This window comes from Rhodanobacteraceae bacterium (assembly GCA_016713135.1).
Classification (GTDB): Bacteria; Pseudomonadota; Gammaproteobacteria; order Xanthomonadales; family SZUA-5; genus JADKFD01.
Genome location: JADJPR010000002.1, coordinates 128,581 through 142,173 on the forward strand (window position 1 = coordinate 128,581; position 13,593 = coordinate 142,173).

A 13,593-nucleotide genomic window follows, 5' to 3' on the forward strand; every position below is an offset into this window, starting at 1 on the left:
TTCACTTTTGACTGCTCTCCCATGCCCTGGCTAGAACTCCACCTGCGCCTCGAATCCTCCGACCATGCGGCCGTCGAGCAGGCGCTCGATGAGGTCGGCGCGCTGGCGCAGACGCTGACGGATGCCGAGGACAATCCGGTGCTGGAACCGGCGCCGGGCGAGACGCCGCTATGGCCGCAGCTCAAGCTGCAGGCGCTGTTCGCGGCTGAGCGCGACCCTCTGGAACTGCTGGTGGAGCTGGAGGGCAAGCTGCCGGAGGACGTGCTGCGCAGTGCGCGCTTCGCCAAGCTCGACGACCGTGACTGGACCCGCGCATGGATGGACCACTACCAGCCGATGCGCTTTGGCCAGCGGCTGTGGATCTACCCGACAACAGTGGAGCCGCCCACCGGCGGCGACACAGTGGTGGTGCGCCTGGACCCGGGCCTGGCCTTCGGCACCGGCACCCACCCGACCACCGCGCTGTGCCTGGAATGGCTGGATGGCCTGTCGTGGAACGGCGAGAGCCTGTTCGATTACGGCTGCGGCTCGGGCATCCTCGCGGTGGCGGCGCTACGGCTCGGCGCGGGGCACGCGTTTGGCCTGGACAACGATCCGCAGGCGCTGATCGCCTCGCAGGAGAATGCGCAGCGCAACGGCGTCGGCGAGCGGCTGTCGCTGCTGTCGGTGCGCGACGCGCTGCCGCCGCCATGCGATCGCCTGGCCGCCAACATCCTGCTGAGTCCGCTGATCGAACTGGCCGATCGCATCGCGGGCACAGTCAAGTCAGGTGGCGAGGCGGTGTTCTCCGGCATGCTGAAGGGCCAGGAAAGCGAGTTCATCGCGCGCTACCAGAGCTTGTTCCGCGACTTCGTCGTGACCCAGCGCGAGGACTGGATCCGGATCACCGCGATCCGCCGCTGATCGCCTGCGTCAGGACTCGTCGTCCAGCCGTCCGCGCCCCTGCTGGAAGCGCGCCAGCTCCACCCAGGTCGGGTCGGCCGCGGCGAGCAGCTTGTCGAGGATGGCCGATTCGATCTGCTCGACGTCGAAGCGCGCCCAGTCGACATATTCGAGCTTGAGGTCATGCCAGTGGTGCGCGGCCTCGCGCAGATCCCAGCGCAGGGTGTCGGCGACCTTCTGCGCCTCGTCGGCCGTCAATTCTTCGGCCGCGACCAGGTACTCGCGGACCTTGCCCATCACGTGCAGCAGCGATTCGGCCGCGTGCGTCTCTGCATTCGGCAATTCCTCGCGCAGCCAGCGGCGGGCGCTATCGTAGGCACGTTGCAGGCGGGAGTCGGACATGGGCAATCGAGCCAAGGCGGAGCGATGAACCGATGTTAGCGCTGTGCCCGCCGTCCGGCCATGCGGTGCTGGTGCTGGCGTTGATGGGCCTTCCTGGCGCCGGCAAGTCGACACTCGCCGCCGGTTTGGCCGCGGCGACCCGATGGTCGCTCCTCGACCGCGACCAGATCCGCTTCGAGCGCCACCCCGGAGACGCCGGTGACGCCGCGCGCGAGGAAGCCGATCATTTGCTGCTGCGCCGCGCTGGCACCGGCGTACGCGCGGCACTGAACCTGATCGTCGACGGCAAGACCTGGGCGCGGCGTCCGGACCGGGTCGCGCTGGAGGAGGTGGTCGAGGACGCCGGCGGCGAGGTTCAGTGGTGCTGGCTCGACCTGCCGGTGGAGGTAGCCTGCGAGCGTGTGCGTGCCGACCCCAGCCATCCAGCCCCGGATCGCGATGAAGCCCTGGTGCGCAGCGACGCTCTGCGCTTCGATCCGCCGCCACCCGATTGCTGGCACCTGGATGGGCGCCTGGCCCCCGAGTTCCTGCTGCGCGAGGTGCTGCTGCGGCTGGCCTCGCGGCTCAACGCGATCCTGATCGACGACCGCTGACGCTCGCAGACGGCTAGTGTCCTGTTCCGCAAGTAGCGCGAAGAAGCCCGGATTTCGCGCCGATACAGGCGTGCTCGTAGTCGGCTTGTGGTTCTATGGCGCAACGGCAACGCAGTTGCGGGCGCAAAGACGCGCGGCACCCTGCGATGCTTGCGGGACCCTCCTCTCGCCTGGCGTGGCCTAAATGCCTAGAATTTCTTCGCGCCTTGGCGCCGATACGGCGTTGCTCGTCGTCGCCATAGCCTATGACCAGCGTCCCGCCCGCCAGTTGCGCCGATGCGGCGCGCGGCATGCCGCGCAAGCCGCCGGCTTTCACCCTCCTCTCGCCTTGCCTCGCCGCAAGATTCATCGGAAATTTCTTCAACTTAATTACGGAACACCACACTAGTTGTTGGCCGACTTCAGTCGCACGTAAAGCTGCTTCTGCACCACCGCGACGATGCTGTCGTCCGGCGCGCGCACATTGACCGTGAACCAGCGCAGCACCTTCTCGCCGCTGGCGGCGGCCTTGCGGATCTCGTCCAGGTCTTCCTCGCGGACGCGGAATTCGGCCTGCACGTCGCCACGCCCTGGGCGCACGAACTCGATCTTCGCCGCACGATCCCAGACGATGTACTCGGGTCCCAGGCTCTCCATCACCAGGATCATCCAGAAGGGATCGGTCATCGCGAACAGCAGGCCACCGAACTGGGTGCCCACGTAGTTGCGGTTGTACCAGCGCAGCTTGAGCAGAACCTTGGCGTAGCGCCAGTCCGCGCCGATCTCGAGCACGCGCACGCCCGCGAACAGGAAGGGTGGCCACCAGTTGGCCCACAGTTTCAACCGGCTCGGAGTCATTCGACGCGACATGCAGAACGATGCCAATGGAGGTATCGCGAGTAGAGCCGCGCGCAAGCGTCACCGCAAACCAGCTTGCAGGAAACTTGTGCGAACTATTGTCGCGACAGGTTCAGCGCAGCGAGGCGTTCGGGCGTGCCGACATCCGACCAGCGCCCGCGATGGTGTTCGCCACCGACCATGCCGAAGTCGATCGCCTCGCGCAGGATCGGCGCCAGCCCGTAGCGACCCAGCGGATAATGCGCAACCAGCTCCGGACGGTACACGCCGATGCCCGCGAAGGTCAGCCGCGGCGCGCCGCACAGGTGCACGCGCCCCTCGCGCAACACGAAGTCCCCGCGAGGGTGCTGCGGCGGATTGTCGACCAGCACCAGGTGCGCCAGGCCCACGGGCGCGACGGGCAGGCTGGCGTAGTCGAAATCGGTGTGGATGTCCGCATTCACCGCGATGAAGGGCGCCTCACCCAGCAGCGGCAGCGCCCGACGCATGCCGCCACCGGTCTCGTAGGGTTCCGGCGGCTCATGCGACCAGCGGATGCGCACGCCGTAGTCCTCGCCATCACCCAGGGTGGCCGGCAACTGCTCGCCGAGCCAGCCGGTGTTGACCACCACATCGACCACGCCAGCGCGCGCAAGGGCACGCAGGTGCCAGCCGATCAGCGGCACGCCGGCCACCTCCAGCAATGCCTTCGGCCGGGTGTCGGTCAGCGGGCGCATGCGCTCGCCCTTGCCGGCGGCAAAAATCAGGGCGCGCATCAGTTGGCCCGACCCCGCGCGGCGACGATGCGCTCATAGGCCGCACGCAGCTCGCGCGTGCGCGCGTCGGCGGCCTTCAGCGCGGCCTCGTCGGCCCCCTGCCCTTGCAGCTTGTCGGGATGGTGCTGGGCCAGCAGGCGACGCCAGGCGCGGGTGAGGTCGTCGTCGCTGACGGATGGCGCCAAGCCGAGCGTGCGGTAGCAGTCGTCCAGCGGCAGCGGTGGCGGGCCCTTGGCGCGCTCGGCGATCTGAGCGGCAACCGCCTCGCGGCTCATGCCAAAGGCGCTGCCCAGGCGCTCGATGACGCCACGCTCGGCCGGGGTCATGCGCCCGTCGTTGCGCGCGTAATCGGCCAGCGCGCGCAACATGTCGGCAAGCTCCTGCGGCTGCGGTGCGGCCACACGGCGGAATTGGCTGACCTCGCCGACGATGTCCAGGCGCCCAGCGCGGCCACGCTGGAAGGCCCGGATGGCCCCGGCGCGACCGGGCTCGTCGAGCTGCAGGCGCTGCATCAGCTGCTCGGCGGCCGCGATATCGCCCTCGCTGACCCGCCCATCGGCCTTGGCCAGGTGCCCGAGCCAGAGGAACAGGAAGTCGACGCGCGCGCCGCGCGGGTCAGCCATGCGCACGCCGTCGGCGACGCGCCAACGCAGCCAGCCGGCGTCCAGCGCGTGGCCGAGCGCGAGCCCGGCGATGGCGCCGTAGGGCCCGCCGGCCGCCAGCCCGAGGCCACCACCGATCAGCTTGCCGAGCGTCTTCATGGAATCCGATTGCGCTGCATACGGCCGATTCTAAGGGCGCCGGCTGTCGCACAGCTGATGCCTGCGTCGCAGCGCATGCCGCGACCTGACGCCAACCGCTAGCATGCCGCCTCCCGCGTTTCGCCGAGGCACGACCCATGACCGCCCCGATCATCGCCCCATCGATCCTCTCCGCCGACTTCGCGCGACTCGGCGAAGACACGGCGAAAGTCCTTGCCGCCGGTGCCGACTGGGTCCACTTCGACGTGATGGACAACCATTACGTGCCGAACCTGACGGTCGGCCCGCTGGTCTGCGAGGCGCTGCGCAAGTACGGCATCACGGCGCCGATCGACGTGCACCTGATGGTCAAGCCGGTGGACCGCATCGTCCCGGATTTCGCCAAGGCCGGCGCCAGCCTGGTCAGCTTCCATCCCGAGGCCAGCGAGCACATCGACCGCACCCTCGGCCTGATCCGCGAGCACGGCATGCAGGCCGGGCTGGTGTTCAATCCGGCGACCCCGCTGAACCACCTGGACCACGTGATGGACAAGCTCGACCTGATCCTGATCATGTCGGTCAACCCCGGCTTCGGCGGCCAGTCCTTCATCCCCGGCGCCCTCGACAAACTGCGCGCCGCGCGCCAGCGCATCGCCGCCAGCGGCCGCGAGATCCGGCTGGAAGTCGACGGCGGCGTCAAGGCCGACAACATCCGCGCGATCGCCGCGGCCGGCGCCGATACCTTCGTCGCCGGCTCCGCGATCTTCAACTCGCCCGACTACGCCGCCACCATCGCCCGCATGCGCGCCGAGATCGCCGCTGCTGCTCCGTAGGGGTGAAAAGAACCGGACGCAGAGGACACAGAGGAAAAGCAGAGAGAACACGGAGAGAGCGAGGGTTGGGGTTGACCGAGGCACGGGCCCGGAGATGGCGAATGCTTCCGTGCCCAGCGTCGCACTGAACACCCGTCTGACACATCGGGGACGTGCCTCGTTGCACTCGATTCAGCGTTTCCTCTGCGTTCTCTCTGCTTCTTCTCTGTGCCCTCTGCGTCCTGCTTTTCGGTACCCGATCCTGCGCAGGTCAGCATCGGGCAAATCGGGGACAAGCGACGGCCGATGCTTGCCGGGAGCGGCGTGGCCGCCTACCGTTCGCGCCGACTCCACCTGCCACGAGCCCCATGGCCCGCCAGATTGCCATCGTCGAAGATGAACCCGCCATCCGCGCGAATTATGCCGATGCGCTGAAGCGTTACGGCTACGATGTGCAGACCTTCGCCTCGCGCCCGCAGGCGTCGAGTGCGTTCGCCCTGCGCATGCCGGACCTGGTGCTGATCGACATCGGTCTGGGTGACGAGCCCGAAGGTGGCTTCGAACTGTGCCGCGAACTGCGCCAGCGCTCGACCGCGCTGCCGATCATCTTCCTGACCGCGCGCGATGCCGACCTCGACATCATCTCCGGCCTGCGCCTGGGCGCGGACGACTACCTGACCAAGGACATCAGCCTGCAGCATCTGCTGGCGCGGATCGTCTCGCTGTTCCGCCGGGTCGAGGCGTTGAGCCAGCCGGCCGGCAAGGACCAGTTGCTGGAACACGGGCACCTCAAGCTCGAGGGCGACCGCATGCGCGCCACCTGGAAGGACATCGAGGTGCCGCTGACGGTGACCGAGTTCTGGATCGTGCACGCGATGGCGCGCTATCCGGGCCACGTGAAGAACCGCGACCAGCTGATGAGCGCAGCGCAGGTGGTGGTCGACGAGGCCACCATCACCAGCCACATCAAGCGCATCCGCAAGAAGTTCGTGGCGGTCGACCGTGAGTTCGATTCGGTCGACACGGTGCACGGTGTCGGCTACCGCTGGAAGGCGTAGGCCGGAGTGGCGCACGGCGCCTCTCCGGCGCTCTTCCCGCGGTCCCTGCGCTGAATCGCTGCCTGCGCCGGCGCGAGCCCGTACCGCGCCTCAGTTGCCCGCCGGCAGGAACCTGAACTCGAAGGCCACCGCCTCCTTGCCTGGGTCGGCCACCTCGAAGACCAGCGGTGCGGTCGCGCCAGCCGGAAACCCGCGCTCGATGCTGCTCGCCTCGGCGAGGTATTCGGCCGGCTGGAACCGACGCTGGGCGATGGCACGCTCGCCCAGGTCAGACAGGGTCACTTCGACCACCGGGAAGCGCTGGGTGAATCCGGCATCGTTCACCATGCTCGCGCTGATCATCAATGCGCGCGGCGCATCCGGGTGCGGGCGCACCTCGCGACTGACCAGGCGGATCGCATCCACCGCGCTGCGCATCGGCAGGCGACAGTTGAAGCGGTCGCACACCTGGTCCAGCCAGGGCCGCACGCGTTCATCCTCGAGCAGGCGCTCGCGCTCCGCATATCCGACCTGACCAGTCAGCACCAGCGCCAGCAGGATACTCCCGAGCCACCAGCCGCCATTGCTGGGCGTACGCGCCGCGGCCGCGCGCCGGCTGGCACCTTCGATGCGCGGCGCAGCGCGCAACTCAGGCGCGACCGGCTGGCGCGTGGCGGTACCTCGACCACGATCGGCGCGCTCGGCGGCGATCCATTCCCCCGGCAAGCGCGGCTCGCGCCGACCACCGCCGACCCCGGGCAGAGGCGGCGTCGGGTCCTCATGCGCGCCCGCGAACAGCGCCGGCTGGCGCGGCGCCGGACGCATCGCCGGGATATTCAGCACCACCGGCGTCGGGCTGGATTCCTCGTGCGGCAACTCCTGGAACGGCCCCTCAGGCAGGCGCTCGGTCAGGCGTTCGAGCCCGTCGAACACACTGCCGCAATGCCCGCAGCGGAACTGCCCCCGCGCACGCGCCAAGGCCTCCGCCTGCAGGCGGTAAACGGTCAAGCAGCGGTCGCATTGGGTGTACATGGGGACGGAGCATAGCGGCCAGATGTGGGTCCGCGGCTCCATTGCGCATCGCTTCCGCGTTGTGGTTTCGGGTTGTGAGTTCTGGGTTGTGGGCCGGTATGCCGATGGCCTGCGGGAGCGGACTCTGTCCGCGATCCTGTCCAGCGGCCGCAGGAAAGATCGCCGACGGAGTCGGCTCCCACAGGTGTCGCAGCGGGAGCTTCACTGCCCACAATCCACAACTCGGAACCTACAACCCGCGGTTCAGAGATCGCCGACGGAGTCGGCTCCCACAGGTATGGGAACGCGAGCCTCGCTGCCCACAACCCACAACCCACAACCCAGAACCCGCGCTTCCTAGCTCCTGGGAGAGAGCGCTTCCCGCTCGATTTGCTCCAGCGTCGCGTGGCGTACATCGGTCCCGCGCACGATGTAGACCAGGTGCTCGGCGATGTTCGCTGCGTGGTCGGCCACGCGGTCCACCGCGCGGGTGATCGACAGCATGTCGAGCAGCGCCGGCACATCGCCAGGCTGCGCCGACATGCGCTGCACCACCTCGTTGCTGGTGACCGAGGTGTCGCGCGCGAAGTCGCGGTTGTTGCGCAGCACGCCGACGGCCGCCTCCAGGTCGCTGCGCACGAAGGCATCCAGTGCGCCGCGCAGCATCTGCCGCGCGCGCTCGGCCAGGCGCTCGATGTCGCCAACCCAGCCGCCCTCGGTCACCCCGCCGTCGCGCACCTTGACCGTCAGGCGCGCGATCTTGCGCGCCTTGTCGCCGATGCGCTCCAGTTCCGACACGATCTTGCTGACGCCGAGCACCATGCGCAGATCGCTCGCCGCCGGCTGACGCTTGGCGATCAAGTGGGCGCAGGCATCGTCGATGCGCACTTCCAGCGCATTCACCGACGCATCTTTCGCAACCACGTCCTCGGCCAGCATGGTGCGCCCGGTGGCCAGGGCCTCGACTGCGCGGCGGAACTGCTCATCGACCAGCCCTGCCATCTCGACCACGCGCGAACGCAGCGCGGTCAGGTCGGCATCGAATTGCTTGGATTGGTGTTCGGTGGGGTTCATCGCATTACTCCGCTCGCCCGCGACACGAACGCCGGGCCGACATCAGGAAGAGCAATAGTCCGCAAAGGACGCAAGGGACGCAAAGAAAAGCGATTGGCACCGCGCGACGGCAGCCCGCCCTCCTCTGCTCTCCTTTGCGTCCTTTGCGTCCTTTGCGGACAAGAAAACAGCGTCATTTCAACCGAAGCGCCCCGTGATGTAATCCTCGGTCTGCTTCTTGCGCGGACGGAAGAACACATCGTCGGTCCAGCCGAACTCGATCAAATCGCCGAGGTACATGTACGCGGTGAAGTCTGACACGCGCGCGGCCTGCTGCATGTTGTGGGTGACGATCAGGATGGTGACCTTCTCGCGCAGCTCGTGGATCAGTTCCTCGATGCTGCCGGTGGCGATCGGGTCGAGCGCGCTGGTGGGCTCGTCGAACAGCAGCAGTTCCGGGTCGCAGGCGAGCGCGCGGGCGATGCACAAACGCTGCTGCTGGCCGCCGGACAGGGTCGTGCCCAGCTCATCCAGCCGGTCCTTGACCTCGTTCCACAGCGCGGCGCCCTTGAGCGCTTCCTCGACGCGGTCCATCAGCACGGTGCGGCGCTTCTCGCCGCGGATGCGCAGGCCATAGGCGACGTTCTCGAAGATCGACTTCGGGAAGGGATTGGGCTTCTGGAACACCATCGCCAGGCGCATGCGGACCTCGATCGGGTCGACCTCGCGCGCCAGCAGGTTGACGTCATCCGGGTGCAGCCGGATCTCGCCCTCGTAGCGGGTGCCCGGATACAGATCGTGCATGCGGTTGAAGCAGCGCAGGAAGGTGCTCTTGCCGCAGCCGGAGGGGCCGATCAGCGCGGTGACCTTCTTGTCGTAGATCGGCAGGTTGATGCCCTTCAGCGCCTGCTTCTGGCCATAGTAGAAATTGAGGTCGCGCGCCTCGGCTTTCTTCGCCAGGGTGGCCAGGTCGGGCTTTTTCGGCTCGTCGTTCATCGGGGAGTGGGTTGGCGGGGGGGGGGGGGGGGGGGGGGGGGGGGGGGGGGGGGGGGGGGGGGGGGGGGGGGGGGGGGGGGGGGGGGGGGGGGGGGGGGGGGGGGGGCCCGCGCTCCGCCATCGCCATCACCAGTTCAGATTGCGGCGCAGGCGATAGCGCAGCCAGATCGCGATCGCGTTCATCAGCAGGGTCATCACCACCAGCACCAGCGCTGCGGCCGAGGCATTCGCCTGGAAGGCCTCCTCGGGACGACTGGTCCAGCCGAAGATCTGGATCGGCATCGCGGTGAAGGGCGAGGCCAGCCAGTCGAAGCTCAGCCAGGGGAAGCTGGCGGTCACCGGCGGCGGCGGCAGGAAGGCGATGAAGCTGACCGCGCCGATGGTGACGATCGGCGCGGTCTCGCCGATCGCGCGTGACAGGCCGATGATCACGCCGGTCAGGATGCCCGGCAGCGAGTACGGCAGGACATGGTGCTGCACCATCTGCCAGCGCGTCGCGCCGAGCGCGTAGGCCGCCTCGCGGATGGCGCCCGGCACGGCGCGGATCGCCTCGCGGGTGGCGACGATCACCACCGGGAGGATCAGCAGCGCCAGCGTCAGGCCAGCCGTCAGTACGCTGGCACCCAGGCCAAAGGTGTGCACGAACAGCCCCAGCGCGAGCAGGCCGTACACGATCGACGGCACGCCGGCGAGATTGTTGATGTTGATCTCGATCAGCGCGGTCAGCTTGTTGCGCGGCGCGTACTCTTCGAGATAGATGCCGGCCGCGACCCCGAGCGGCACCGCGAACAGCGCGGTGACGACCATCACCGCAAAGCTGCCCACCCAGGCCGCCAGGATGCCGGCGCGCTCGGCGCGGCGCGAGGCGAACTGGGTGAAGAAATCGCCGTTGAGACGCTGCCAGCCGTCGCCGACCATGTCGATGAACAAGGCAACGAAGGTGCAGGCGGCGAACATCAGCGCGGCCACGCCGAGGGCAACGAACAGCACGTCGCGGCGTTTGGCGCTGGCAATGGTCTGGCGCAGTGCAGGAGCGACCGAGGACATGTCAGTACTCCTCACGGAAGCGGCGGCGCAGCCAGAAGCCGAGCAGGTTGAACACCAGCGTGAGCACGAACAAGGTCAGGCCGGCGGCGAAGATCGTCAGGTAGCCGGTGCTGCCATGCGGCAGATCGCCCTTGGCCACCTGCACGATGTAGGCGGTGATGGTGGCCGCCTGGTCGGTCGGGTTGAAGGTGAAGTTGGGCTGCATGCCCGCGGCCACGGCGACGATCATGGTCTCGCCCACCGCGCGCGAGATGCCGAGGATGTAGGCGGCGGCCAGGCCCGAGAACGCCGCCGGCACCACCACGTGCAGCGCCACCTGCAGGCGCGTCGCGCCCATTGCGTAAGCGCCCTCGCGCAGCGACATCGGCACCGCGCGCATCGCGTCCTCGCTGATCGACGAGATGTAGGGCACGATCATCACGCCCATCACCAGGCCCGCGGAAAGCAGGTTGAAGCCGGGCAGCCACGGGATGAAGTTCTTGAGCAACGGGGTGACGAAGAACAGCGCGAAGTAGCCGAACACGATGGTCGGGATGCCCGCCAGCAGTTCCAGCACCGGCTTGGCAACCTCGCGCACGCGGCTGCTGGCGAATTCCGACAGGTAGATCGCCAGCACGGTGCCGACCGGGATGGCCACCGAGAGCGCGATGGCCGAACTGGTCAGGGTGCCCGACAGCAGCACCCAGATGCCGAAGTGCGGATCCGAAAACAGCGGGGTCCACTGGCCGTCGGTGAAGAAATCGACGATCGACACCCGGCTGAAGAAGGCAATCGACTCCTTCAGCAGGATGAACACGATACCGATGGTGGTCGCCACCGCCACCAGCGCCGCGCCGAGCAGCACAGCCTCGATGAAACGCTCGCGCAGATGGCGCGAGCGGCGGTGGGCAAGGCGGCCTGCGGCAGCGGGTGGGGCCTGGGTGGCGGTCATGGGATCGTCGTGTGCGCAGAAGGACAGTCGTTTCCCCGCCCGCAGGCGAGCGGGGGAACGGCGAGTCTACGCGGGCCGGATTACAGTGCCGCTTCGCGCTGCAACAGGTCCTCGATGGTCACGGCGGTGGCTGGCTCGCCCTTGAACACGGTGCCCAACTTCCCCTCGGCCAGATGTTTCTTGACCGTCTCGTAGGCTTCCGGCGGCAGCGGCACATAGCGCACTTCGCGCGCCAGCTCGGCGATGTTGGCGAAGTAGAATTCGATGAAGGCCTTGACCTCGGCGCGCGCCAGCGACTTCTCGCTGACGTAGACGAACATCGGACGGGCCAGCGGCTGGTAGCTGCCGTCGATCACCGTCGCGTCGCTCGGCAGCACCCCCGGCGCGCCGGCCGTCGGGGCAATCGCGACCGCCTTCAGCTTGTCCTGGTTCTCGGCGTAGTAGGCATAGCCGAAATAGCCGAGCGCATTGACGTCCTGCGCGACCCCCTGCACCAGGGTGTTGTCGTCCTCGCTGGCGGTGTAGTCGCCGCGGCTGCTCTTGGCCTTGCCCACCACCGCCTCGGTGAAATAGTCGAAGGTGCCGGAATCGGAACCGGCGCCGTAGAGCTTGAATTCAGCGTCCGGCCAGCTCGGGTCGATCTGGTTCCAGCGGGTGACCGTACCCTGCGATTCCGGCGCCCAGATCTGCTTGAGCTGCTCAACCGTGGCCGTCGACAGGAAACTGTTCTGCGGGTTGACCACGACCGTCAGCGCGTCATACGCAATCGGCAGTTCGAAGTACTTGATGCCGGCGGCCGCGCAGGTCTCCATCTCGGACTTCTGGATCGGGCGCGAGGCGTTGGCGATGTCGAGTTCGCCGCGGCAGAACTTCTTGAAGCCGCCGCCGGTGCCGGAGACGCCGACGGTCACCTTGTAGGTGCCCTGGTTCTGGATCTGGAATTCCTCGGCGATCGCTTCGCTGATCGGATAGACCGTGCTGGAACCGTCGATCTGCACGACCTGGGCCGCAGCGACCGGCGCAGCAGGCGCAGTCGTGGGCGCTGCCGGCGTGCCCGTCGAGTCAGGCTGCGAACCGCAGGCCACCAGGCCGGCGATGATGAGAATGGACAGCAGGCTCAGACGCGGGGCGCTCATGGCGGGCACTCGTTCGATGGAAGTCGCGGAAGTCTGTGGCGGAAACATGACATTGATATGACACTCCCGACGCAAAGGACCGCACGGCAGCGGTTTCATGTCGCCGGAGTGTCGTCACTGTCATTCATGTGCAACATTAAATACACCTGTTTGTCACCATTCCGTCGCGAGAGTGAAACAATGCGCCCAAGCACCCGCCTGCTGCTGCCCCTCGCCCTGATGCTCGCCACCGCCAGGGGCGCATCGGCATCCGACTGGCAATGGGCCCTGGGCGGCAACATTCAATACGACTGGTTGCGTACCGACGAGAACGACCAGTCGACGCCATTGTCGAACGCACGCCGGACGCGCTTCTCGCTGGGAGCAAAGGCACCCGCAGGCGTCGATGCCAAAGTCGAGTTCGATGTGCACACGAACACCTGGACCGATGCCTGGCTGCGCTGGCGTGGCGAGGGACACGCGGTGCGCCTTGGCCAGTACAAGCAACCGATGTTTCTGGATGAACTGACCAGCGACCGCTACACCATGTTCATGGAGCAGGGCTTGCCCGGCAGCTTCGCGCTGGCGCGCCGCCTTGGCGTCGAGTACACCTATGCCACTGCGCACTGGCGTCTGAGCCTTAGCGGCTACGACGGCAATCTGCGCGGACTGCAGAAGGGCGCCGGAGCGGTCGGCCGGGTGGTGTGGACGCCCTGGGCGCAGCCCGGCAACCTGCTGCACCTGGCGCTGTCGGCCGGCAGCGAGAGCCCGGAGGGCGATCTGGCCCGCTTCTCCTCGCGCGTGGAGCAGAGCGGCATCGGCCGCACGCGCCTCGATACCGGCAGCCTGGCCGGGGTCGACCGCATCCGCCGCACCGGCCTGGAGGCGCTATGGATCCACGGCCCGTTCACGGTCCAGGGCGAATACCTGCGCGCCGATCTGTCGCGCCGCAGCGCGAGCGATGCCGCGCTCGGCGGCTGGTACGCACAACTGGGCTGGTTCCTGAGCGGCGACCACACTGCCTACAAGGATGGCGCGATCGACATCCCCGACCTCGGCGAAGACGGGCGCGCGGTGGAGATCGCCGCGCGCATCAGCGAACTCGACCTGGACGATGGCAGCGTGCGCGGCGGCGACACCCGCAACTACACCCTGGGCGCCAACTGGTACCTCGGCAAGCACGTGCGCCTGGCGGCCAACTATGTGCACGTCGACGGCGAGCGTCGCGGCGTGGACGTGCAGCCGGATGTGCTCGAGGCCAGGGTGATGCTGACGTTCTGAGCAGAGGGTTGTGGGTTGTGGGTTGTGGGCAGCAGGGCGGTCGAGTTCGGGCATGTCAGCGGTGCTTTTGCCGCCCACAACCCAGAACCCAGAACCCACAA

At 67.8% G+C, this 13,593-nt stretch carries 15 protein-coding genes; 5 read left to right on the top strand and 10 right to left on the bottom strand.

Translation table 11 applies throughout. The annotated features are described in order from the left end of the window. Nucleotides 1–21: 21 nt before the first annotated feature. Complete coding sequence (gene prmA, locus IPK27_02790) at nucleotides 22–903, top strand: 50S ribosomal protein L11 methyltransferase (protein MBK8066581.1); 882 nt, start codon at nucleotides 22–24, stop codon at nucleotides 901–903. A gap of 9 nt (nucleotides 904–912) precedes the next feature. On the opposite strand, the gene IPK27_02795 is transcribed toward prmA, so the two are convergent. Further along, a complete protein-coding gene (locus IPK27_02795) occupies nucleotides 913–1,284 on the bottom strand; it encodes a hypothetical protein (protein MBK8066582.1) in 372 nt (123 codons plus the stop codon). Nucleotides 1,285–1,316: 32 nt separating this feature from the next. On the opposite strand from IPK27_02795, the gene IPK27_02800 reads away from it, so the two are divergent. Continuing rightward, complete coding sequence (locus IPK27_02800; protein ID MBK8066583.1) at nucleotides 1,317–1,877, top strand: AAA family ATPase; 561 nt, start codon at nucleotides 1,317–1,319, stop codon at nucleotides 1,875–1,877. Between the two features lie 384 nt (nucleotides 1,878–2,261). Here IPK27_02800 and IPK27_02805 read toward each other — a convergent pair whose 3' ends face one another. From IPK27_02805 to IPK27_02815, 3 genes are all read right to left on the bottom strand, one after another. After that, the gene (locus tag IPK27_02805; GenBank protein ID MBK8066584.1) at nucleotides 2,262–2,714 is read right to left on the bottom strand and encodes a DUF4442 domain-containing protein; all 453 of its coding nucleotides are present in this window, start codon (nucleotides 2,712–2,714) and stop codon (nucleotides 2,262–2,264) included. Nucleotides 2,715–2,809: 95 nt separating this feature from the next. Continuing rightward, nucleotides 2,810–3,469, bottom strand: coding sequence for a nucleotidyltransferase family protein (locus IPK27_02810; protein MBK8066585.1), 660 nt, complete (start codon nucleotides 3,467–3,469; stop codon nucleotides 2,810–2,812). After that, nucleotides 3,469–4,230 (bottom strand): TerB family tellurite resistance protein, encoded by a 762-nt coding sequence (locus IPK27_02815; GenBank protein ID MBK8066586.1) that lies wholly within the window; start codon nucleotides 4,228–4,230, stop codon nucleotides 3,469–3,471. The genes IPK27_02810 and IPK27_02815 overlap by 1 nt, the downstream gene beginning before the upstream one ends. Nucleotides 4,231–4,367: 137 nt before the next feature. Here IPK27_02815 and rpe point away from each other — a divergent pair, with 137 nt between their 5' ends. Continuing rightward, the gene (gene rpe / locus IPK27_02820; protein MBK8066587.1) at nucleotides 4,368–5,042 is read left to right on the top strand and encodes a ribulose-phosphate 3-epimerase; all 675 of its coding nucleotides are present in this window, start codon (nucleotides 4,368–4,370) and stop codon (nucleotides 5,040–5,042) included. 347 nt (nucleotides 5,043–5,389) lie between these two features. Next, the gene (gene pdsR / locus IPK27_02825; GenBank protein MBK8066588.1) at nucleotides 5,390–6,079 is read left to right on the top strand and encodes a proteobacterial dedicated sortase system response regulator; all 690 of its coding nucleotides are present in this window, start codon (nucleotides 5,390–5,392) and stop codon (nucleotides 6,077–6,079) included. A 90-nt stretch (nucleotides 6,080–6,169) separates the two neighbouring features. Here the strand turns inward: pdsR and IPK27_02830 are convergent, their stop codons facing one another. The 6 genes from IPK27_02830 to IPK27_02855 form a co-directional block, all read right to left on the bottom strand. Continuing rightward, entirely contained in the window at nucleotides 6,170–7,066 is an 897-nt protein-coding gene (locus tag IPK27_02830; protein ID MBK8066589.1) for a DUF3426 domain-containing protein, read from the bottom strand. A 360-nt stretch (nucleotides 7,067–7,426) separates the two neighbouring features. Continuing rightward, complete coding sequence (phoU, locus tag IPK27_02835) at nucleotides 7,427–8,143, bottom strand: phosphate signaling complex protein PhoU (protein ID MBK8066590.1); 717 nt, start codon at nucleotides 8,141–8,143, stop codon at nucleotides 7,427–7,429. Between the two features lie 177 nt (nucleotides 8,144–8,320). Next, nucleotides 8,321–9,118 (bottom strand): phosphate ABC transporter ATP-binding protein, encoded by a 798-nt coding sequence (gene pstB / locus IPK27_02840; GenBank protein ID MBK8066591.1) that lies wholly within the window; start codon nucleotides 9,116–9,118, stop codon nucleotides 8,321–8,323. Between the two features lie 126 nt (nucleotides 9,119–9,244). Further along, on the bottom strand, nucleotides 9,245–10,165 hold the full coding sequence (gene pstA, locus IPK27_02845) for a phosphate ABC transporter permease PstA (protein ID MBK8066592.1): 921 nt from the start codon (nucleotides 10,163–10,165) through the stop codon (nucleotides 9,245–9,247). A gap of 1 nt (nucleotide 10,166) precedes the next feature. Next, entirely contained in the window at nucleotides 10,167–11,096 is a 930-nt protein-coding gene (gene pstC / locus IPK27_02850) for a phosphate ABC transporter permease subunit PstC (protein ID MBK8066593.1), read from the bottom strand. A gap of 80 nt (nucleotides 11,097–11,176) precedes the next feature. After that, nucleotides 11,177–12,232, bottom strand: coding sequence for a PstS family phosphate ABC transporter substrate-binding protein (locus tag IPK27_02855; protein ID MBK8066594.1), 1,056 nt, complete (start codon nucleotides 12,230–12,232; stop codon nucleotides 11,177–11,179). A 180-nt stretch (nucleotides 12,233–12,412) separates the two neighbouring features. Here IPK27_02855 and IPK27_02860 point away from each other — a divergent pair, with 180 nt between their 5' ends. Beyond that, nucleotides 12,413–13,492 (top strand): hypothetical protein, encoded by a 1,080-nt coding sequence (locus tag IPK27_02860; GenBank protein ID MBK8066595.1) that lies wholly within the window; start codon nucleotides 12,413–12,415, stop codon nucleotides 13,490–13,492. Nucleotides 13,493–13,593 lie beyond the last annotated feature (101 nt).